The organism is Ramlibacter sp. P4_H7, from assembly GCF_056400765.1.
Genome location: NZ_JBFUKP010000001.1, coordinates 243,815 through 261,892, shown reverse-complemented (window position 1 = coordinate 261,892; position 18,078 = coordinate 243,815). Strand labels below are relative to the sequence as shown.

The 18,078-nt window shown below is 70.5% G+C and carries 25 protein-coding genes; 16 read left to right on the top strand and 9 right to left on the bottom strand.

Going from position 1 to position 18,078, the window contains the following annotated elements:
• Nucleotides 1-117: 117 nt before the first annotated feature.
• Complete coding sequence (locus AC1DSA_RS01345) at nucleotides 118-528, top strand: response regulator (protein WP_477885273.1); 411 nt, start codon at nucleotides 118-120, stop codon at nucleotides 526-528.
• A gap of 126 nt (nucleotides 529-654) precedes the next feature.
• Here the strand turns inward: AC1DSA_RS01345 and AC1DSA_RS01340 are convergent, their stop codons facing one another.
• Nucleotides 655-1,389, bottom strand: a complete 735-nt coding sequence (locus AC1DSA_RS01340; RefSeq protein WP_477885271.1) for a hypothetical protein — start codon at nucleotides 1,387-1,389, stop codon at nucleotides 655-657.
• Between the two features lie 132 nt (nucleotides 1,390-1,521).
• Here AC1DSA_RS01340 and AC1DSA_RS01335 point away from each other — a divergent pair, with 132 nt between their 5' ends.
• The 8 genes from AC1DSA_RS01335 to AC1DSA_RS01300 all read left to right on the top strand — a co-directional run bounded on the left by AC1DSA_RS01335 (nucleotide 1,522) and on the right by AC1DSA_RS01300 (nucleotide 6,778).
• The gene (locus AC1DSA_RS01335) at nucleotides 1,522-1,881 is read left to right on the top strand and encodes a hypothetical protein (RefSeq protein ID WP_477885269.1); all 360 of its coding nucleotides are present in this window, start codon (nucleotides 1,522-1,524) and stop codon (nucleotides 1,879-1,881) included.
• A 5-nt stretch (nucleotides 1,882-1,886) separates the two neighbouring features.
• Nucleotides 1,887-2,921, top strand: coding sequence for a tellurite resistance/C4-dicarboxylate transporter family protein (locus AC1DSA_RS01330; protein ID WP_477885267.1), 1,035 nt, complete (start codon nucleotides 1,887-1,889; stop codon nucleotides 2,919-2,921).
• A gap of 116 nt (nucleotides 2,922-3,037) precedes the next feature.
• Nucleotides 3,038-3,349 (top strand): BufA1 family periplasmic bufferin-type metallophore, encoded by a 312-nt coding sequence (locus AC1DSA_RS01325; RefSeq protein ID WP_477885265.1) that lies wholly within the window; start codon nucleotides 3,038-3,040, stop codon nucleotides 3,347-3,349.
• Between the two features lies 1 nt (nucleotide 3,350).
• On the top strand, nucleotides 3,351-4,214 hold the full coding sequence (gene bufB, locus AC1DSA_RS01320) for an MNIO family bufferin maturase (protein ID WP_477885263.1): 864 nt from the start codon (nucleotides 3,351-3,353) through the stop codon (nucleotides 4,212-4,214).
• Entirely contained in the window at nucleotides 4,211-4,978 is a 768-nt protein-coding gene (locus tag AC1DSA_RS01315) for an HvfC/BufC N-terminal domain-containing protein (RefSeq protein ID WP_477885261.1), read from the top strand. Before bufB ends, AC1DSA_RS01315 begins: the two co-directional genes overlap by 4 nt.
• Complete coding sequence (locus AC1DSA_RS01310) at nucleotides 4,975-5,517, top strand: DoxX family protein (protein WP_477885259.1); 543 nt, start codon at nucleotides 4,975-4,977, stop codon at nucleotides 5,515-5,517. Before AC1DSA_RS01315 ends, AC1DSA_RS01310 begins: the two co-directional genes overlap by 4 nt.
• Nucleotides 5,518-5,576: 59 nt before the next feature.
• Nucleotides 5,577-6,140 carry a sigma-70 family RNA polymerase sigma factor gene (locus AC1DSA_RS01305; RefSeq protein WP_477885950.1) on the top strand — a complete coding sequence of 188 codons (564 nt, stop codon included), beginning with the start codon at nucleotides 5,577-5,579 and terminating at the stop codon, nucleotides 6,138-6,140.
• Nucleotides 6,137-6,778 carry an NrsF family protein gene (locus AC1DSA_RS01300; RefSeq protein WP_477885257.1) on the top strand — a complete coding sequence of 214 codons (642 nt, stop codon included), beginning with the start codon at nucleotides 6,137-6,139 and terminating at the stop codon, nucleotides 6,776-6,778. Before AC1DSA_RS01305 ends, AC1DSA_RS01300 begins: the two co-directional genes overlap by 4 nt.
• A 6-nt stretch (nucleotides 6,779-6,784) precedes the next feature.
• Here the strand turns inward: AC1DSA_RS01300 and AC1DSA_RS01295 are convergent, their stop codons facing one another.
• Nucleotides 6,785-7,237: a hypothetical protein gene (locus AC1DSA_RS01295; RefSeq protein ID WP_477885255.1), complete on the bottom strand. Its 453-nt coding sequence runs from the start codon at nucleotides 7,235-7,237 to the stop codon at nucleotides 6,785-6,787.
• Nucleotides 7,238-7,341: 104 nt separating this feature from the next.
• Between AC1DSA_RS01295 and AC1DSA_RS01290 the strand changes: the two genes are divergently transcribed.
• Entirely contained in the window at nucleotides 7,342-7,920 is a 579-nt protein-coding gene (locus AC1DSA_RS01290) for a hypothetical protein (RefSeq protein ID WP_477885253.1), read from the top strand.
• Nucleotides 7,921-8,021: 101 nt separating this feature from the next.
• Here AC1DSA_RS01290 and AC1DSA_RS01285 read toward each other — a convergent pair whose 3' ends face one another.
• Complete coding sequence (locus tag AC1DSA_RS01285; RefSeq protein WP_477885252.1) at nucleotides 8,022-9,245, bottom strand: MFS transporter; 1,224 nt, start codon at nucleotides 9,243-9,245, stop codon at nucleotides 8,022-8,024.
• A 174-nt stretch (nucleotides 9,246-9,419) separates the two neighbouring features.
• Between AC1DSA_RS01285 and AC1DSA_RS01280 the strand changes: the two genes are divergently transcribed.
• Genes AC1DSA_RS01280 through AC1DSA_RS01270 form a run of 3 tightly spaced genes read left to right on the top strand, consistent with a single transcriptional unit; the run spans nucleotide 9,420 to nucleotide 12,328 of the window.
• The gene (locus tag AC1DSA_RS01280) at nucleotides 9,420-11,444 is read left to right on the top strand and encodes a ribonucleoside triphosphate reductase (RefSeq protein ID WP_477885250.1); all 2,025 of its coding nucleotides are present in this window, start codon (nucleotides 9,420-9,422) and stop codon (nucleotides 11,442-11,444) included.
• A gap of 25 nt (nucleotides 11,445-11,469) precedes the next feature.
• Entirely contained in the window at nucleotides 11,470-11,664 is a 195-nt protein-coding gene (gene nrdD / locus AC1DSA_RS01275) for an anaerobic ribonucleoside-triphosphate reductase (protein ID WP_477885248.1), read from the top strand.
• Nucleotides 11,648-12,328: an anaerobic ribonucleoside-triphosphate reductase activating protein gene (locus tag AC1DSA_RS01270; RefSeq protein WP_477885246.1), complete on the top strand. Its 681-nt coding sequence runs from the start codon at nucleotides 11,648-11,650 to the stop codon at nucleotides 12,326-12,328. Before nrdD ends, AC1DSA_RS01270 begins: the two co-directional genes overlap by 17 nt.
• A 38-nt stretch (nucleotides 12,329-12,366) precedes the next feature.
• On the opposite strand, the gene AC1DSA_RS01265 is transcribed toward AC1DSA_RS01270, so the two are convergent.
• From AC1DSA_RS01265 to AC1DSA_RS01255, 3 genes are all read right to left on the bottom strand, one after another.
• Nucleotides 12,367-12,849: a hypothetical protein gene (locus tag AC1DSA_RS01265; protein WP_477885244.1), complete on the bottom strand. Its 483-nt coding sequence runs from the start codon at nucleotides 12,847-12,849 to the stop codon at nucleotides 12,367-12,369.
• Nucleotides 12,850-13,005: 156 nt separating this feature from the next.
• Nucleotides 13,006-13,425, bottom strand: coding sequence for a DoxX family protein (locus tag AC1DSA_RS01260; RefSeq protein WP_477885242.1), 420 nt, complete (start codon nucleotides 13,423-13,425; stop codon nucleotides 13,006-13,008).
• Nucleotides 13,422-13,700 carry a DUF4287 domain-containing protein gene (locus AC1DSA_RS01255; protein ID WP_477885240.1) on the bottom strand — a complete coding sequence of 93 codons (279 nt, stop codon included), beginning with the start codon at nucleotides 13,698-13,700 and terminating at the stop codon, nucleotides 13,422-13,424. The genes AC1DSA_RS01260 and AC1DSA_RS01255 overlap by 4 nt, the downstream gene beginning before the upstream one ends.
• Before the next feature lie 95 nt (nucleotides 13,701-13,795).
• Between AC1DSA_RS01255 and AC1DSA_RS01250 the strand changes: the two genes are divergently transcribed.
• Nucleotides 13,796-14,380 carry a TetR/AcrR family transcriptional regulator gene (locus AC1DSA_RS01250; protein WP_477885238.1) on the top strand — a complete coding sequence of 195 codons (585 nt, stop codon included), beginning with the start codon at nucleotides 13,796-13,798 and terminating at the stop codon, nucleotides 14,378-14,380.
• A gap of 112 nt (nucleotides 14,381-14,492) precedes the next feature.
• Nucleotides 14,493-15,542: an alpha/beta hydrolase gene (locus AC1DSA_RS01245; protein ID WP_477885236.1), complete on the top strand. Its 1,050-nt coding sequence runs from the start codon at nucleotides 14,493-14,495 to the stop codon at nucleotides 15,540-15,542.
• Between the two features lies 1 nt (nucleotide 15,543).
• Here AC1DSA_RS01245 and AC1DSA_RS01240 read toward each other — a convergent pair whose 3' ends face one another.
• Complete coding sequence (locus tag AC1DSA_RS01240) at nucleotides 15,544-15,819, bottom strand: KTSC domain-containing protein (protein WP_477885234.1); 276 nt, start codon at nucleotides 15,817-15,819, stop codon at nucleotides 15,544-15,546.
• Nucleotides 15,820-15,988: 169 nt separating this feature from the next.
• On the opposite strand from AC1DSA_RS01240, the gene AC1DSA_RS01235 reads away from it, so the two are divergent.
• Nucleotides 15,989-16,411, top strand: a complete 423-nt coding sequence (locus AC1DSA_RS01235) for a surface-adhesin E family protein (RefSeq protein ID WP_477885232.1) — start codon at nucleotides 15,989-15,991, stop codon at nucleotides 16,409-16,411.
• Nucleotides 16,412-16,417: 6 nt separating this feature from the next.
• On the opposite strand, the gene AC1DSA_RS01230 is transcribed toward AC1DSA_RS01235, so the two are convergent.
• Nucleotides 16,418-17,140 (bottom strand): SDR family oxidoreductase, encoded by a 723-nt coding sequence (locus AC1DSA_RS01230; RefSeq protein ID WP_477885230.1) that lies wholly within the window; start codon nucleotides 17,138-17,140, stop codon nucleotides 16,418-16,420.
• 144 nt (nucleotides 17,141-17,284) lie between these two features.
• Nucleotides 17,285-18,064 (bottom strand): bestrophin-like domain, encoded by a 780-nt coding sequence (locus AC1DSA_RS01225; RefSeq protein ID WP_477885228.1) that lies wholly within the window; start codon nucleotides 18,062-18,064, stop codon nucleotides 17,285-17,287.
• Between the last annotated feature and the right edge of the window lie 14 nt (nucleotides 18,065-18,078).

The following is an 18,078-nucleotide window of genomic DNA, read 5'->3' as shown; positions in this document are numbered from 1 at the left end:
GTGTTCCTACCTGATCGCGCCTGCTGTCGTGCGGGAATGCGAGGCAATCTCTTCAGTCCACCCGGCCTCGCCACGAGCCTGCGGAGGGGCTCAGGATCGAATATGAACCTCGGTACGATGAACACGGTAAAGAGTGGGGCGGCCAGCAAGATGAAGGTCTTCATCGTGGAGGACGCCGTCAACATGCAGGTGGCCTTGAGCGACCTGATCTGCGCCGTCGCGGATGCGGAGATCGCGGGGGTCGTGGGTTCCGAGACACAAGCCATCGAGTGGGCGACGTCGAACGCTGGACTGTGGGACCTCGCCGTCGTGGACCTCACGCTGGAGGAGGGCGACGGCTTCAACATCGTGCGACAACTGAAGCTGCGACCGCAGTGCGGCGTCGTCGTGGTGTTCAGTGCCTTCGTCACCGACGTGATCCGCCGGTATTGCCTGTCGCTGGGCGCGGATGCCGTGTTCCACAAGACGGACAGCCGGCAACTCGCGCAGTACATCCAGGAGCGCGCAGGCGAGTCCTGCCCCAACTGAGAGCGTCGGCAGCGCGCTGGCCGCTCGCTCATTCCATGGGCCGTTTCCCGCGGGAAGTTGTTGCCGATGCAGGGGCGGCGTGGTCACGCCCCTGCTCGATCCGGGAGTCTCCCTCGCGCTGAGCGTTCAGCGGTCGCGCTCGCGCCTGTCGCGTTCGAGATCCCGCTGGCGGTCGCGTTCCATGTCGCCCTGCCGCTGGCGATCGCGCTGGATCTCGCGCTCGCGGTCCTGCGCTTCGTCGCGCGCCATCGCGCGCTCCGGACGCAGGAAGCTGACCGAACGCGGTTCGGTTTCGCGGCGTTCTTCGACGACGGTGCGGGGCGCCGGCTCCGGCTGCACTTCCAGCAGCTCGGAGAACAGCGCGCGGTAGTGCACCAGCGCCTGCCGCATCGCCTCGGTGTCCGCCTGGCCGCGCTGGTGCAGCAGCGAGACCTCGTGCGCCGCGCGGTAGTGCTCCACCACGTGCGGATGGTCCACCGAGATGTCGGCCGCGCGCGTCTCGAAATCGGCCACGGGGTAGCCGCGCCGCGTCATCAGGTCGCGCACCAGCAGGTCCGCCTCGGTCATCGCGGTGCGCGGGCTGTCGACGAAGCGCGATTGCAGGGTCTGCCACTCCGCGCGGAAGCGCTGCGCCTCCTGCGCCGCCAGCGGAACGATCTCCAGCTTGTGCACGCGCTTCTCGCGCGCGGCCAGGTCGGCCTCGGCCTTGCCGCGGCTGCCCATGCGTTCGACGGTGCGCTCGTATTCGGGCCCGAAGCGGTCGGCCAGGTGGTCGCTGCGCTTGCGGCGCATCAGCAGCGCTGCCGCGGCGATCGCCAATAGCAGCAGAATGCCCAGGGTGACGAGCAGGTTGGTGTCCATGAATGAGTGCTCCCCAATGTTTCGGTCGTGCGGCGCCTCACGCACCGCCATGGTCAAAGTACCAGCAATTCCGCGCGGGCGAAGGCCGCTGTCGCGTGGTGTAACGTAGCGCCCGCAAGCGAGCACGCACCGATGAGCCTGGACTACCTCGACTTCGATTTCAGCGGCGACGACCACGAGCACGGCAGCTTCGACGCCATGGCCTCGGTCGCGCCCGCCCAGCTGCACGCGCTGCAAGCAGAAGTGGCGCGCGTGCTCGACTGGGCCGAGCGTGCCTTCGGCCCCGCGGCGGCGCTGGAAGAGGGCGGCGACTGGGACTACGAACTGCAGGGCACGCGCGAAACGAGCGTGCCGCTGCAGGTGCAGTACGGCTCGGGCGGGCTCAGCCTGCACGACGCCGGGCCGGGCGTGCCGCGCGTGACGCTGAGCCTCACGCTGACGGGCACGCCGGCCTTCTGCGCGGCCCTGCGCGACGCCTTCGGCATTGCCTGAACGCCATGCGGCACACGCTCGCCCGCCTGCCTCCACCCTCGTTCGCGATCGTCATGGCCACCGGCATCCTGGCGGTCGCCGCTCGCCAGCAGGGCTGGCCGCGCCTGGGCCTGGCACTGTTCGAGTTCGCGGGCCTTGCCTGGCTCGCGTTGTCGCTGCTGTCGCTGTGGCGGCTCGCGGCGCAGCACGCGCGCGTGCTGGAGGACTTGCGCAGCCACCAGCGGGCGCCGGCCTTCTTCACCGCCGTGGCCGGAACGGGCGTGCTGGCCGGCGGCTTCCTCGCACTGGACCTCGCACTGTGGCCGGCGATCGTGCTCGGGCTGCTGGCCCTGGCGCTCTGGTTCGTGCTGACCTACGCGGTGTTCGGCGCCGTGATCACCAGCGAGGACAAGCCGCCGCTGGAGCGCGGCATGGGCGGCGCCTGGCTGCTCGCGGTCGTGGCCTGCCAGTCGGTCGCGGTGGTGGCGGCGCTGGTGTCGGGGCACCTGGCGCAGCCCTGGCGGGTGCAGGCGAACTTCCTGGCGCTGTGCAGCTGGCTGTTCGCCGGCATGCTGTACACGTGGGTGATCGGGCTGATCTTCTACCGCGCGCTGTTCTTCCGCTTCGCGCCGTCGGACCTGGCGCCGCCCTACTGGATCAACATGGGCGCGATGGCCATCTCGACGCTCGCCGGCGCGCAGCTGGTGGCCAACGCGCCGCAGGCCCCGCTGCTGCACGAGCTGCTGCCCTTCCTCAAGGGCTTCACCATCCTGTACTGGGCCACGGGCACCTGGTGGCTGCCGCTGCTGGTCGCCCTGACGCTGTGGCGCTACCTGCTGCGGCGCGATCGCCTGGGCGGCGAATCGCTCGACTGGAGCGCGGTGTTCCCGTTGGGCATGTACTCGGCGGCTACCTTCCACCTGGTGAACGTGGTGGACCTGCCCTTGCTGCACGCCCTCGCGACCGCTTTCTTCTGGCTGGCGCTGGCCGCGTGGGCCGCCACGCTGCTCGCGAAGGCGCGGGCGCTGCACTCGGGTACGCGCGGCGCTGCGCCCGCCTGATCGGCGCCGGCGCTGAAGCCGTTCGTCGGCGACTGTCACCTTCCGCGCCGGCCCGGCGAATGGCAGGGTGCGGGCCCGAAGCGGGCCTGCTCCAAACCACCCTACCAGGAGCATCCATGAGCCAATCCACCCACGCGCGGCCCGCTGCGGCCATCGCCCTCGCCCTCGCCACCGCCTTCACCGCGCTGTCAGCCGCCGCCCAGCCGGTCGCGCCCCAGCCCGACAAGGACAAGTGCTTCGGCGTCGCGATGAAGGGCAAGAACGACTGCGCCGCCGGCGCCGGCACCACGTGCGCGGGCACGTCCAAGGTGGACCACCAGGCCAACGCCTGGGTCTACGTCCCCCGCGGCACCTGCGAGAAGACCATGTCCTCCACCTCGCCCACCGGTTACGGGCAGATGAAGGAATTCATGGCGAAGAAGGGCTGACATGCGCGCGGCGGGCCTGCCTGCGGCCGCGGGCGCGGGGCTGAAGCCGCAGCACGTCGAGCACGTGCTGCGCGACGCCCGGCGCCTGGGCTTCTTCGAAGTGCATGCGGAGAACTACATGGTGGCCGGCGGTCCCTTCCCGCAGCACCTGGAACGCATCCGCGCGGAGTACCCGCTGTCGCTGCACGGCGTCGCGCTGGGCATCGGCGGCGAAGAGCCGCTGGACCGCGCGCACCTGGCCCGCCTCGCCGCATTGATCGATCGCTTCCAGCCGGCCGCCTTCTCGGAGCACCTCGCGTGGTCCAGCCATGGCGGCACCTTCTTCAACGACCTGCTGCCGCTGCCCTACGACAGCGCGACGCTGGCACGAGTGTGCGCCCACGTGCAGCAGGCGCAGGAGCACCTGCGCTGCCGGCTGCTGCTGGAGAACCCGGCCAGCTATTGCGAGTTCGACGGCTCTCCCATCGCCGAGGCGCAGTTCCTCACCGAAGTGGTGGCGCGCACCGGTTGCGGCCTGCTGCTGGACGTGAACAACGCGCACGTCGCCTGCAGCAACCGCGGCGGCGATGCGCGGGCCTTCGTCGATGCGCTGCCGCTGCAGCCCGTCGGCGAGATCCACCTGGCGGGCTTCGCGCGCGACACCGACGGCGCCGGCGCGACCCTGCTGATCGACGACCACGGCAGCGCCGTCGATGCCGCCGTGTGGGCGCTGTACCGGCACGTGCTCGCCCGCACCGGCCCGGTGGCAACGCTGCTGGAATGGGACAACCAGGTGCCCGACTGGCCCGTGCTGCGCGACGAGGTCCTGAAGGCACAGCGGCTGCTGGCGCACCGCCAGCCGGCCGAAGAGGAGACCTGCACATGAACACCGCTTTCGCCGCGGCGCTGCTGGACCCGGAGCTGCCCTGTCCCGCCTTCCTGCGCGCCTGGAACGGCGCGGACGCCACGCGCCGCTTTTCGGTCCACCGCAACAACGTCGTCGGCTCGCTGGTCGACGCGCTGGCGGACACCTTCCCCGTCGTGCACGCGCTGGTGGGATCGGAGTTCTTCCGCGCGATGGCCGCCGTGTTCGTGCGCGCGCAGCCGCCGCGCTCGCCGCTGATGCACCGCTACGGCGGCGAGCTGCCGGCCTTCATCGACGGCTTCGCGCCCGCGCGCTCGCTGCCCTACCTGGCCGACGTTGCGCGGCTGGAATTCGCCCGCGTGCAGGCCTGCCATGCCGCCGACGCGCTGCCGCTGTCGGCGCAAGGCGCGGGCGCCGTGCTGCACTCCGGGATCGACCTGGTCGCGCTGCGGCCGGTGCTGCATCCGGCGCTGCGCTGGCTGCGCTCCGCGCATCCCGCGGTGTCGCTGTGGGCCGCGCACCAGGGCGAGGGCGCGCTGGAGGACATCGACCTCGTGCAGCCCGAGTGCGCGCTGGTCGTGCGGCCCGCGCTCGACGTGGGGGTGCTGCGCTGCGATGCGGGCACGCTGGCCTTCGTCGAGCGGGCGCACGCGGGCGGCGACCTCGCCGACTGCACCGCCGCCGGCGCCGCGCACCCCGGCTTCTTCCTGTCCGCGACCCTGGCCCTGCTGCTGGCGCACGGCGCGCTGTCGGCCCTCTCGTTTCCCGAGGAGAACCCCACATGACCACCGCCACCACCCCGGTCGTGCCGACCACGCACCGCAGTGCCGGCGAGCGCATCGCCCGCCTGCTGCAGCGGGCCAGCGAAGCGCTGGAATGCATTCCCTACAGCGCGATCGCCTTGCTGGCGCGCTTCTCCATCGCTGCGGTCTTCTGGCTCTCGGGGCAGACCAAGGTGCAGGGCTTTTCGCTCGACATCGTCAGCGGCGTCTTCCATCTCGGGTGGCCGATGCTGTCGGACAGCGCGGTGACGCTGTTCCGCGAGGAGTACCGGCTGCCGCTGATCGCGCCGGAGCTGGGCGCGGTGCTGGCCGCCACCGCCGAGCACGCGCTGCCCGTGCTGCTGCTGCTCGGCCTGGGCACACGCTTCGCTGCGCTGGGGCTGCTGGCGATGACGCTGGTGATCCAGCTGCTGGTCTACCCGGGCGCCTATGCGACGCATGGCACCTGGGCGGCCCTGCTGCTGCTGCTGGCCGCGCGCGGGGGAGGCGTCGTGTCGCTGGATCACTGGCTGGCGCGCCGGGGGGCGGCTTGGATGCGCTGATGCACCCGGGCACAATGGGCAGCCCCGTTGCCGTGGCGGTCGCCGGCCGCCGCTTTCGCATGGATGCCCACGCCCGCAACAATGCCACCGAGGAACGCCTGCGCAGCCAGTTCATGGCGGCGCTGGCCGGTGACGCCGACTGCTACCGGCAGTTCCTGGCGGCGCTCGGTGCGCACCTGCGCGCCTTCCTGCGGCGGCGCATGACGGCCTTGCCGGACGACGTGGAGGACCTGGTGCAGGAGACGCTGCTGGCGATCCACAACAACCGGCACACCTACCAGACGGACCAGCCTCTCACCGCCTGGGTGCACACCATTGCCCGCTACAAGCTGATCGACCACCTGCGGGCACGCTCGCGCACCGAAGCGCTCAACGAGCCGCTGGACGAGGAGCTGGACATCTTCGCCCGCTCCGACCACGAGGCGACGGAAGCGCGGCGCGACCTCGCGCAGATGCTGGAGGTGCTGCCCGAGCGGCAGCGGCGCGCGCTGGTCCTGATGAAGCTGGCCGGGGCCTCGGTGGCCGAGACGGCGCGCGAGACGGGGATGTCGGAAGCCAACGTGAAGGTCACGGTGCACCGCGGCCTGAAGGCGCTGGCGCAGCGATTCAGGAGCGGCACATGAACACCGACGATCTGGTCGAGGCCCTGGCCGCGGATGTCCGGCCGGTGGATGCCGCCGCGGTGCAGCGGCGCTTTCGCGACCGGCTGCTGTGGGGGCCGGCCATCGCGCTGGTGCTGATGCTGCTGGCGCTGGGGCCGCGGCCCGACCTGGCCGAGGCGATGCGCCTGCCCATGTTCTGGGTGAAGGCCGGTGTGCCGGCTTTCATCGCGGCCGCGTCCTGGCTGCTGGTGTCGCGGCTCGGGCACCCGGGCGTGGCGACGAGCCGCAGCCTGCTGGCCGCGTTCGGGCCGCTGCCGATGCTGACGCTCGTCGGCTTGCTGGTGCTGTGGAATGCGGCGCCCGCCGACCGGCCCGGCATGCTGTTCGGCCAGACTTGGAAGCAGTGCTTGCTGGCGATCCCGCTGCTGGCCTTGCCGGCGCTGGCGCTCGCGCTGTCGGCGCTGCGCGGGCTGGCGCCCACGCGCCTCGCGCTGGCCGGTGCGGCGGCGGGCCTGTTCGCGGCCGGCGCCGGCGCGTTCGCCTATGCCTTCCACTGCCCCGAGCTGGAGGCGCCCTTCCTGGGCGCCTGGTACGTCGCGGGCATGCTCATCCCGGCGGGGCTGGGCGCCCTCGCCGGGCCTCGCCTGCTGCGGTGGTGAGCGCGCTCAGCCGGCCAAGTTGAGCAGGATGTCCACCACGATGTCGCCGCGGGACACCAGCACCACCTGGTTGTTCACCACGGCATAGCGGTAGCCGTGCGGGGGCGGCGGCAGCGTCGACAGCACCGGCCGCGGGATCGTGTAGATCGCCCCCGCCGGCAGCCGTTCGCCCACGATCACGCGGTCGTACTTCTTGGCCTGTCCCGGGGGCATGCAGCCGTTGTGCTTCTTCGCGAGTCCGGGCGGGCAGCCCTGGGCGCGGGAGGGTTCGACCTGGACCACGCGCTCGTCGCGGCGATCGTAGTCGCCGGCGCGATGGTGATCGTCGCGCTCGACGCGCACCACGCGGTCCCGGTCGTCGTCGTGGCCCTTGCCGTGGCCGCCCTTGTCCGCGAAAGCGGGCGCCACGGCCATCACGGCCAGCAGCCCCGCCACCAGCGTCTTCCTGGATGTGTTCATGTGAAGCTCCCTTGGGGTTTTCAGCCCGAGCATGGGCCGGGCGGGCCGCGCCGGCTGTAGGACCTTTGCGTGCATGGGCCGCCGGCGCTGGCTACACTTTGCGCATGGGCTTGCTCCTGTACGGCGGTCTCGGCTTGCTGCCCCTGTGGGGGCTGATCGCCTATGCCGTGCTGGCCCAGCCGCACGCCGGCGCGGAGGCGCAAGCGGCGCTGCTGTGGTGGTCGGTCGGCGCGGTGCCGGCCTGCTTCATGACGTTGATGTTCGCCGAGGCCGTCATGGTCGCGCGCGAGCACCGGCACGACCCCTGGCGGCAGCACAAGATCCTGCTGATCGTGGTGCCGATGGCGGCGCTGCTCTATGCCAGCGGCATGACCTGGGAGCGCCAGCAGCAAGCCCGCGTGGTGGAGGAAGCGCGCATCACCGGCTTCGTGACGAGCGACGCCCGTGTGCGCGACTGGCTGGGCGAGCATCCGCAGGCGCGGGTCACGCTGTCGCAGCCGAATCCCGATCTCACCGATGCGCCGCTGCGCTACTGGGTCACCGCGGAAAGCGGACGCCGCCGCGTGCAGGCGGTGGTGCAGGCCGACCGCCGCGTGACGCCGGCGCCGCTGGTGCTGGCCTGCGTCGAGCGCGAAGTGCTGCCGGTGCTGCGCGACAAGCCGCCGCTGCGCTGCGGCCGGTGAGTCCGCGTCCCCTCGCCAAACGACGGATGCCGCTGGTGGTGAGCGGCGCTCCGTAGGCTGGCGGTGAGCCCGAAGGCGAACCCCAGCGAGCGCGAAAAGCTTCAGGCCGGCTTGCGCGCCAGCAGGAACAGCACCGAGCCCGAGGCGGCGACCAGTGCCAGCAGCGTGAAGCCGGTGCGGTAGTTGCCCGTCGCATCGGCGAAGGCGCCGGCGATCAGCGGGCCGGCCACCTGCCCGAGCGAGATGATGATGGCCGACAGGCCCAGGATCATGCCGATCGCCGCCAGCCCGAAATAGTCGGCGCGCAGGGCCTGCATGAACGGCCCGCGCAATCCCCAGGCCACGCCGTGCAGCACGGCAAAGGCGCCCAGCATCAGCGGGTCCGTCGCCCAGGTCAGCATCAGCAGGCCCAGCGAGTGTGCGAGCATGCAGACCGCCGCCACGTATCGCTTGTTCCAGCGGTCGCCCATCGCCGCGCCCAGCAGCACGCCGCAGCCCTGCGAGATCGTCATCAGCGTGATGACGAAGGAGGCCTGCGGCAGCGTGTAGCCCAGGCCTTCCTTCATGTGCGAGATGGCGTGCACGTTGACGGCCGTCACCACCAGCAGCGCGAACGCGTGGCCCAGTCCCAGCAGCCAGAACGCGCGCGTGCGCAGCGCCTGCGCCGGCGTGAAGGAGCGCGCGGGCGCGGGCATCGTTCCGCCCAGCGTCGGCTCCGGCGGCGGCGCGGGCGGCAGGCCGTCCATGGTCTCGCCCATCTCGGCCGGATTGCGCCGGACGATGCGCGCCAGCGGCAGGCCGGCGCACAGCAGGATCGCGCCGGACAGCAGGGCCATGCGCTGCCAGCCGTGGTTCTGCATCACCCAGCCCACCAGCGGTGCGGCCAGGCCGCCGGCCGCGAGGCCCAGGCTCATGAGCGACAGGGCGCGCGCGCGGCGCCGCTCGAACCAGTGCACCAGCGCGACGGAAAACGGGAAGTAGCCGCACAGGCTGGTGGCCACCGCGAGGATCAGGATGGCGCCGTAGAAGTCGCCGAGGGTGCTGACGTTGCCGAGCGCGAAGTAGCCGATGGACAGCAGCACCACGCCGGCCTGCACCATCGCGCGCGGGCCGAAGCGGTCCACCAGCCAGCCCAGGATCGGGCCGAGCAGCGCGCCTTCGATCGATTGCAGGGCCGCCGCGCCCGACAGCGCCGTCTTGCTCCAGCCCTTTTCCTCCGACAGCAGCGCCACGTAGGCGCCGAAGGCCTGCACCAGCAGGGCCGAATGGAGGAACTGGAGCGCGGCGCCGGCAAAGGAAATGCGCCAGCCGTAGAAAAGTTTCAAGGGACTGCGGGATGGGACGGCCGCGCCAGTGTAGCGGCCGTCGCCGGGTCCGGTGAAAACCCGGATCGCGTGGCCGCGCGCGCCGAAGCTTGACGGCGGTCAAACACTAGATATGGGGTGTCCCGATACTTCGGGCCCTACATCTAGTGTGTTGAAGCGAAAAGAGGAGGCCCCATGAACACGTCCCCGCACTTGGCGCCGCGCGAGGTCATCAAGCGCAGCGGCGAACGCGCGCCCTTCGATGCGAAGAAGATCGAGAGCGCGCTGCAGCGCGCCGGCGCCGCCACCGGCGAGTTCGATGCGGACGAGGGCGCCCTGCTGTCCGCTCAGGTGCGCAAGGTGCTGATGTTCCGCTTCCACGGCCAGGCGCCGCAGATCGAGCAGATCCAGGACGTGGTGGAGCAGACGCTGGTCGCCGCCAACCACCTGCAGACCGCGCGGGCCTACATCGTCTACCGCGAAAAGCACGCCACCTTGCGTCGCGACCGGCAGACGCTGGTGGACGTGAACGCCTCCGTCAGCGAGTACCTGTCGCGCTCGGACTGGCGCGTCAACGCCAACGCCAACCAGGGCTACTCGCTGGGCGGGCTGATCCTCAACGTCGCCGGCAAGGTCACCGCCAACTACTGGCTGTCGCACGTGTACACGCCGGAGATCGGCGAGGCGCACCGCAGCGGCGACCTGCACATCCACGACCTGGACATGCTGTCGGGCTACTGCGCCGGCTGGTCGCTGCGCACGCTGCTGCACGAGGGCCTGAACGGCGTGCCGGGCAAGGTGGAGGCGGGACCGGCCAAGCACATGTCCTCCGCGGTGGGCCAGGTGGTGAACTTCCTGGGCACGCTGCAGAACGAGTGGGCGGGGGCGCAGGCCTTCTCCTCCTTCGACACCTACATGGCACCCTTCATCCGCAAGGACGGCATGACCTACCCGCAGGTGCGCCAGTGCATCCAGGAGCTGGTGCACAACCTGAACGTGCCCTCGCGCTGGGGCACGCAGACGCCGTTCACCAACCTCACCTTCGACTGGACCTGCCCGGACGACCTGAAGGAGCAGGTGCCGGTGATCGCGGGCGAGGAGATGCCCTTCAGCTACGGTGACCTGTCCGCGGAGATGGACATGATCAACCGCGCCTTCATCGAGGTGATGACCGAAGGCGATGCCAAGGGCCGCGTGTTCACCTTCCCGATCCCGACCTACAACATCACGCCCGACTTCCCCTGGGAGTCGGAGAACGCGATGCGCCTGTTCGAGATGACCGCCAAGTACGGGCTGCCGTACTTCCAGAACTTCATCAACTCGGAGCTGGAGCCGAACATGGTGCGCTCCATGTGCTGCCGGCTGCAGCTGGACGTGCGCGAGCTGCTCAAGCGCGGCAACGGCCTGTTCGGCAGCGCCGAGCAGACCGGCAGCCTGGGCGTGGTGACGGTCAACTGCGCGCGGCTGGGCTTCCTGTACCGCGGCGAAGAACCAAGCCTGTTCGCCGCGCTGGACCGCCTGCTGGAGCTAGGCAAGCAGAGCCTGGAGACCAAGCGCAAGCTGATCCAGCGCCTGATGGACCAGGGCCTGTTCCCCTACACCAAGCGCTACCTCGGCACGCTGCGCAACCACTTCTCCACGCTGGGCGTGAACGGCATCAACGAGATGGTGCGCAACTTCAGCGGCGGCGAGCACGACATCACCAGCGCCTGGGGCGAGGCCTTCGCGCTGCGCCTGCTGGACCACGTGCGCGAGCGCATCGTCGCCTTCCAGGAGGAGACCGGCCACCTGTACAACCTGGAGGCGACGCCGGCCGAGGGCACCACCTACCGCTTTGCGCGCGAGGACCGCAAGCGCTGGCCCGAGATCCTGCAGGCCGGCACCGACGCGCAGCCCTACTACACGAACTCGTCGCAGCTGCCGGTGGGCTTCACCGACGATCCGTTCGAGGCGATGGCGCGGCAGGAGCCGCTGCAATCGAAGTACACCGGCGGCACCGTGCTGCACCTGTACATGGGCGAGCGCCTGTCCAGCGGCGAGGCCTGCCGCACGCTGGTGCAGCGCGCGCTGACCAACTTCCGCCTGCCCTACATCACCATCACGCCGACCTTCTCGATCTGCCCCACGCACGGCTACCTGGACGGCGAGCACGCGTTCTGCCCCAAGTGCGACGAGGAGCGGCTCGCGAAGAAGCGCGCGGCGATGAAGCTGGCCGCCTGATCCCCATCACGACGAGGAGAACACGATGAATGCCTGCACCCCCGCCGCCGCCCAAGCGCTGGCCGCCGCCGAACCGGTGGCACTCACCCTGACCGACGCCGAGCGGCAGCCTTGCGAGGTCTGGACCCGCGTCATGGGCTACCACCGCCCCGTGGCCAGCTTCAACGTGGGCAAGAAGGGCGAGCACAACGAGCGCCAGTTCTTTGCCGAACGGCCCTGAGCGGCTGCGCATCGGCGGGCTGACCCGCTGGACCAGCATCGACTTTCCCGGCCGGCTCGCGGCGGTGGTGTTCCTGCAGGGCTGCCCCTGGCGCTGCAGCTACTGCCACAACACCGGCTTGCTGGACCCGAACGCGGAAACGCCGCTGTCCTGGTCCGAGGTCCGCCGCTTCCTCGAAACGCGCCGTGGCCTGCTCGATGGCGTGGTGTTCTCGGGCGGCGAGCCGACGCTGCAGCCGGCGCTGGGCGCGGCGCTGGACGAGGTGCGCGCGATGGGATTCCAGACCGCGCTGCACACCGGGGGCATGTACCCGGAGCGGCTGGCGGAAGTCCTGCACCGCCTGGATTGGGTGGGGCTGGACATCAAGGCGCCGTGGCATCGGCTGGATGCGGTGACCGGCGGGCGGGGCAGCGCAGGCCGCGTGAAGGCTTCGCTGATGCGCGTGATGCACAGCGGCGTGCGCTACGAATGCCGCACGACCTGGCATCCCGGCCTGTTCGCTCTGGAGGAACTGCAGTTGATGGCCGGCGAACTCGCCAGCCTGGGCGTCCGGGACTGGGCCTTGCAGCTGGCGCGTGGGTGCGCACCGTGCGCGCCCATGCCACCAGGGCAGTGCGCAGCCTTCGCCGCGCAGTTCGATCGCTTCACCCTGCGGGCCGCCTGAGGCGCCGCACCGATTCCGCCGAACCCGTGCCGCGGTGATCAGCGCCCGCGTTGCAGGGCCACCGCGCCCAGCGCGAAGCCCGCCGCCAGTGCCGCATACACCGCGAACATGCCGCGGCCATCGAGCCGGTGCTCGTACCCGGGCGTCAAGCGTTTCGGCGTGACGGTGTAGTCGACGACATAAGCCACTGCGCTGAGGGCGATGCCACCGGCAACGGCGTTGGGCAGGCGCTTGGCCTCTGCTCGCTGGCCGACGACGCGCGCGTAGAGCGTGGCCCACAGCACCGAGGCGGCATGCTGCGTGAGGTAGCCCACCAGCGTGTGCCGCCAGCTCGCCCGGTCCGCGTGCAGGGCTTCCTCGTTCCACAGCCAGTGGCTCACTGCGTTGAGCGGCGCCACCGCGCTGCCGTCCTGCTGCCGGCCCAGCGCGAGCAGCGCCAGCGTGGACAGCAGGCTGGCGAAGGTGCCGGTCACCGCGCCTTCGCGCAGGGCCTGCGTCCAGGCTGCTGCTTCCTGCTTCATGACGGATGCGCGTCGGTCGGGCGGACCAGCTGGCGTGCGGACCATGGGGGTTCTCCAGGGCGATGATCGAGCAAGCTAGCGCCCTTGTGCCCGGTCCGCATCGCGCGAGCGGAGGCCCTTGCTGTAGTCGCCGGCCTACCCGGCCGCGGCGCGTGCTCAGCTTGCCTGTCCGCTGCGACGGGGCGTCCCGCGCAGCGCGGCCAACAGCGCCGGGTCGCGCAGCACCAGCCCGGCCCACATCACGATCGCCACGTAGACGCCGAACAGCACATGGGTGGCCAGCGGCGACCCGATGCGGTAGTGCGTGGCGATGGCGCCGCCGAGAAAGCCGGTGAGGTAGATCGCGCCGATCACCGACGTCCTGGGAACGGCGTAGAGCAGGGCGCCCACCAGCAGCAGGATGCCCAGCGGCACCACGGCCGTGGGCGGCCAGCCGAGTTCCTGCGTTCCCCGCAGCACCGGCTCGACGCGCAGGAGCTTGCCCACGGCATCGAGCAGGAAGAAGGCCGTCGCCAGCACGGACAGAGCGATCCCCATCCTGCGGCGCCAGACCGGAGAGCGGTCGCCCGCGCTCATGGGGCACTCCTCTTCGCCGCCGTCTTGCGCGCGGTCGGACGGCTGGGCGCGGCCGCGCTGCTCGCCAGAGGAACCCAGCCGTTGCGGCGGAAGAATTCCCAGACCGCCATCGCATGGCCGTGACCGAGGCCGGAGCTGGCCTTCAGCCAGGCCACGAATTCCATGGTGCGCGTCTGCGGATGCAGCACGCCCTCGCGGACCGCCTGGTCGAAGAAGTCCCGGGGTTCCTTCCCGGTCTTCGCCCGGATGTTGGTGATGTACGCTTCAAAGCTCATCGGCACCTCCGTGATATTGAATATAGCGAACTCTATTGAATATGGCGAACCCTGGCAAAAGACCCTACCAGTCGGACAGCCGTTCGGACGCGGCCTTGCGCACGCGCGGCCGGGTGCTGGATGCGGGTCGGTTCCTGTTCACCCGCAAGGGCATCGACGCGACCACCATCGCCCAGATCGCCGAGCGGGCCGGCGTGTCGGAGGCCACGGTGTATGCCACCGTGAAGTCGAAGTCGGGGCTGCTGCACGCGCTGCTGCAGGACGCCATGTTCGGGCCGCGCTTCAAGGACGCGCAGAAGAAGCTGGAGGGCGTGACGGATCCCGTCGAGCGCATCGCGCTCACGGCGCAGGTGGCACGCGCCGTCTACGAGGGGGAAAGCACCGAACTGGGCGTGCTGGTGAAGTCCTCGGCCTTCTCGCCGGAACTGCGCAAGGTGCAGCAGGCCTTCGAGAGCCTGCGGCGCGAGATGCAGCAGGAACGCATCCAGGCCCTCTTCAAGGCCGGCCGCGCGCGCAGGGGGCTCACCCGGGAGGTGGCCGCCACCCTGCTGTGGCTGTACACGGCGCGCGAGATCTACCACAAGCTGGTGCTGGAGTCCGGCTGGACGCCGGACCGTTACCAGTCCTGGCTGGAGAAGACGCTGCTGGATGCGCTGACCGATGGCGCCGCATCGCATTGAAAGGGGATGTGCCGCGCGCCGGCATTGACGGCGCCGCACGCGCGCCGACAATCCGCCCTCAAGCGGCCTGCGGGGCAGGCGGCGCGCAAGGACAGCACCGCGGAGGTCCTCCATGCTGGTCTTCACCAATCGCATCCTGGGCCCGGGCAGCGACGCATCCGCTTTCGGCGGCGCGTTCACGCCGGCCGGCGAGCAGATCGCGGTCGCGGAGGTCGCGCGCGACGGCGCCGGCTGGAGGCTCTCGAACCAGGACGACGACGTCTCCGAAGTCGACGCGCTGAACCTGCTGCTGCCGCTGTTCATCGCCGGCAAGCCGCTGCTGGTCTACGTGCACGGCAACGCCAATCCGCCGGCCCACTGCTTCCAGCGCCTGGACGACCTGCGCAAGCTCTATCCCGGCGTCGAGGTCATCGGCTTCTCGTGGCCCTCCGAAGGCCTGCTGTCGGACGGCTCGCCCCTGCCGGGCGTGACGCTGCCGTCCGGCCCGGACGAGGGCGGGCTGGCGGGCGTCACGCCGGCCAACCGCCGCGACAGCGGGCAGGACATCATCCGTTGCTACCACCAGGCGCAGACCAACGCCAAGGACTCGGTGGACGCGCTGGCCCGCCTGCTGCGGCTGCTGGGCACGGCGCGCCTGCACGCCAACACGCAGCCGTTCTCGCTGGCGATCCATTCGCTGGGCGCGCACCTGTTCCAGTACGCCTTGCAGGTGGACGGCGCCACGGAGTCGGCGGGCACGGCCCACAACATCGCGCTGCTGTGTCCCTGCGTGCGGGCGGCGGCGCATTCGGAGTGGCTCACGCGCTTCCGGCCCAAGGGCCGCACCTACGTCACCTACAACAAGGGCGACAACGTGCTGTTCGGCGCGGCCGTGGCCGACGGCCTGCAGACCAAGCTGGGCACCGACCCGGGCCTGGACCTCGTGCACTGGGACGGCGTGCGCTACATCAGCTTCTCGAACGCGGCCAACAACTTCGGCGGCCACGGCTACTTCGTCAAGGGCGTGAAGGGGAAGGCGAAGGCGCTGTTCTCGCGCATCTTCGCTTCGCAGCCGGACTTCGCGCTGCCGGAGACGCCCAAGGTGGTCTATCCGCTGGGGTGCGATCCGGACGGGGCGATCTGCTACATGGCCGTGCCGGACGCGCCCGACATGCTGCCCTGAGTCAGTCGGGCTCGCTCTCGCCGAACAGGTCACCCAGGCTCTTGCCGCCGCCGGTCTTGCCGGTGCTGCGCGGCGTGCCCTTGGGGTATTCCTCCGCGATGCGGTCTTCCCAGTAAGTCGTCGGGTTGGGCGCGCTGCACAGCCGCCGGAACACTTCCGCCGGCACGTGCTTGTAGGCGAGCACGGACTGGTTGTCCCAGTGCAGGTCGAGCTGCTGCGTGGAGGGGTCGTAATCCGCCTTGCGGATGCGGCCGCTGGTGAACAGCTTGATGGGCATGGCGAGGCTCCTGCGGCCCGGGGCGGGCGACGGCTGCAGTCTAGCCACTGTTCTGGTGCACATTGGCGGGCCGGGTGCGCACCGGGCGTTCGACAAGCATGCTGCAGCGCAAGGCCGCGCGGGCGCGTTTGTCGCTAGCATGGAGCTGTCCGACCTGCGTGCAGCGACGATGAAGTCCCACCTGCTCCTGCTTCCCTGCGTGGCCGCCTGCGGCCTGCTGGCCGGACAGGCGACGGCGGCGTCCTGGTCGCCGGTGCCCGGCGCGCCCGAGATTGCAGTGGACCTGGGCTCGCTGCACCAGGAGCAGGCGCGCGTGAGGGTGTGGGTGCGCTGGTGGGGTTGGCCGGTGGCCGTGGTCGCACTGCAGCCGCAGGTCCCGCGGCCGCCGCGCGCCAGCCGCAGCGTGCTGCTGGCGGAATTCGATTGCGCGCAGCGCACCTTGCGCACGTTGGCGACGCATGCCTACGATGCAGCGGGCACGCCCATCCTGATGTCCAGCGTGCCGGGGCCGCTGCTGCCCGTGCAGGGCGAGGAGCTGGGCTGGACCTACGACGCGGTGTGCGAGATGGCGCGGACGGGCGCGCGCCTGTAGGCGCGCTCAGTACCGCGCGCGGCCACCCGACATGTCGAACACGGCGCCGGTGTTGAACCGGCTCGCCTCGGTGCACAGCCAGGCGACCAGGTGCGCCACCTCGCTCGCCTGCCCGAGGCGGCCCACGGGACTGTCCTTGATCATCTGGGCGACGGCCTCCGGACCGAGGTCGCGGATCATGTCGGTGTCGATCGGGCCCGGCGCCACGCAATTCGCGAAGATCTGGTGCTGCGCCACTTCGCGGCTGAGGGCCTTGGTGAACGCGATGATCCCCGCGCTTGCGGCGGAATAGGCCGTGATGCCGGCCAGCCCTTCCTTGCCCGCGAGCGAGCCGAAGTTGACGATCCGGCCGCCGCCCTGGCGCACCATGACCGGCAGCACGGCCTGCGTGACCTGCATCGTTCCCACCAGGTTCACCTCGACGATGCGCCGCCAGTCGGGCGCGGCATGCGCCATGAATGAGGTCGTTCGTCCCAGGTAGGCCGCGTCGTTGACCAGGATGTCGATGCGTTGGTCCGCCGGCAGGCTCGCGATGGCCTGCGCAACCTGGTCGGCCTGCGTGATGTCGACCCGCATGGAGGTCGCGCCCGGCACGTCCGCCGCACTGGCGTCCCAGATGAGGACGTCGCAGCCATTGGCCAGGAGCAGCTCGGCGATCGCACGGCCGATGCCCTTGGCGGCGCCGGTGACGAGGGCGCGCTTGCCGGCGAGGTCGTAGGTGTTGGGCATGGCGGTCTCCTGGGCCAACGAGGGCTCGCATCGAGCCGTCGGGGCTCGGAATTCTGCGCCGATCCGCCTGCATTTTCGAGCGCAGGCGACCAGCGTGGAAGTCAGCTTGCGCGACGGTGGTGGCGCGTCGGCTGCGTGTTCCGCCTACTGCATGCTCTTGCTCAGGTCGGTCAGCACCGCGTCGTGCGCGTCGACGCGGATCAGGCCCATGCGCGGGAACTCCAGGTCGACGATCACGTACACCGTGAGCGCCAGGAAAATCGAGAACACCACCGTGTGGAACCAGGTCCGCTGCTTGTTGGGGGAGATGCCGTATCCCACCAGCATGGCGCCGACCAGGCTCAGGCCGCCGAGCAGCAGGAAGATGACCAGCGGCGGATGGTTGCGCGTCGCCATCACCCGGGTGGTCGTGATGTCGATCATGTCGTTCAGCGCGGGCACGAGCAGCATGAAGGCCTGCGACGGCGCGTCCGGCCTGCGGCACGCCGCCACGGCCTGGGCCCAGATCCGGCCCTGCAGGGCCGCGCCTTCGGCGAGGCTGGCCGCGGTGGCGGCTTCGTCTTCGAGGTTGCGGTAGGTGGCGGCGCGCACGTCCACGTACTGCCGCATCAGGTTCTTGAGTTCCGGCTGCGCATCGGCTGGCAGCAGGTCCAGGCGAAGGTACGCGGTCCCGATCGCGTTGGCTTCCGAGGTGATCAGGTGCCGGCGGTCTTCGAAGCGCGAGGCGGCTCCCGAGAAGGTGAGCGCGATCAGCAGGCCCAGCAAGCCGAACACCGCCGCCTCCGCCGCGGAGGCCCCTTTCGCGAGGCCTTCAGGGTCGCGACTGAGCCTGGCCATGCCGATGCGCCGCCCGATCTCGGCGAAGAGCAGCATGCCGAGGAACAGGCCGGCGACGGACGACATGGTCACTAGCTTGAAGTCCAAGGTCGATTCTCCGG

Coding starts and splice junctions, on each gene's coding strand:
- AC1DSA_RS01335 (WP_477885269.1), top strand. CDS start 1,522: ATGAGCCTGGACTACCTCGACTTCGATTTCAGCGGCGACGACCACGAG.
- AC1DSA_RS01245 (WP_477885236.1), top strand. CDS start 14,493: ATGCTGGTCTTCACCAATCGCATCCTGGGCCCGGGCAGCGACGCATCC.
- bufB (WP_477885263.1), top strand. CDS start 3,351: ATGCGCGCGGCGGGCCTGCCTGCGGCCGCGGGCGCGGGGCTGAAGCCG.
- AC1DSA_RS01265 (WP_477885244.1), bottom strand. CDS start 12,849: ATGAAGCAGGAAGCAGCAGCCTGGACGCAGGCCCTGCGCGAAGGCGCG.
- nrdD (WP_477885248.1), top strand. CDS start 11,470: ATGAATGCCTGCACCCCCGCCGCCGCCCAAGCGCTGGCCGCCGCCGAA.
- AC1DSA_RS01260 (WP_477885242.1), bottom strand. CDS start 13,425: ATGAGCGCGGGCGACCGCTCTCCGGTCTGGCGCCGCAGGATGGGGATC.
- AC1DSA_RS01230 (WP_477885230.1), bottom strand. CDS start 17,140: ATGCCCAACACCTACGACCTCGCCGGCAAGCGCGCCCTCGTCACCGGC.
- AC1DSA_RS01300 (WP_477885257.1), top strand. CDS start 6,137: ATGAACACCGACGATCTGGTCGAGGCCCTGGCCGCGGATGTCCGGCCG.
- AC1DSA_RS01310 (WP_477885259.1), top strand. CDS start 4,975: ATGACCACCGCCACCACCCCGGTCGTGCCGACCACGCACCGCAGTGCC.
- AC1DSA_RS01315 (WP_477885261.1), top strand. CDS start 4,211: ATGAACACCGCTTTCGCCGCGGCGCTGCTGGACCCGGAGCTGCCCTGT.
- AC1DSA_RS01255 (WP_477885240.1), bottom strand. CDS start 13,700: ATGAGCTTTGAAGCGTACATCACCAACATCCGGGCGAAGACCGGGAAG.
- AC1DSA_RS01295 (WP_477885255.1), bottom strand. CDS start 7,237: ATGAACACATCCAGGAAGACGCTGGTGGCGGGGCTGCTGGCCGTGATG.
- AC1DSA_RS01235 (WP_477885232.1), top strand. CDS start 15,989: ATGAAGTCCCACCTGCTCCTGCTTCCCTGCGTGGCCGCCTGCGGCCTG.
- AC1DSA_RS01280 (WP_477885250.1), top strand. CDS start 9,420: ATGAACACGTCCCCGCACTTGGCGCCGCGCGAGGTCATCAAGCGCAGC.
- AC1DSA_RS01345 (WP_477885273.1), top strand. CDS start 118: ATGAACACGGTAAAGAGTGGGGCGGCCAGCAAGATGAAGGTCTTCATC.
- AC1DSA_RS01340 (WP_477885271.1), bottom strand. CDS start 1,389: ATGGACACCAACCTGCTCGTCACCCTGGGCATTCTGCTGCTATTGGCG.
- AC1DSA_RS01325 (WP_477885265.1), top strand. CDS start 3,038: ATGAGCCAATCCACCCACGCGCGGCCCGCTGCGGCCATCGCCCTCGCC.
- AC1DSA_RS01240 (WP_477885234.1), bottom strand. CDS start 15,819: ATGCCCATCAAGCTGTTCACCAGCGGCCGCATCCGCAAGGCGGATTAC.
- AC1DSA_RS01330 (WP_477885267.1), top strand. CDS start 1,887: ATGCGGCACACGCTCGCCCGCCTGCCTCCACCCTCGTTCGCGATCGTC.
- AC1DSA_RS01305 (WP_477885950.1), top strand. CDS start 5,577: ATGGATGCCCACGCCCGCAACAATGCCACCGAGGAACGCCTGCGCAGC.
- AC1DSA_RS01290 (WP_477885253.1), top strand. CDS start 7,342: ATGGGCTTGCTCCTGTACGGCGGTCTCGGCTTGCTGCCCCTGTGGGGG.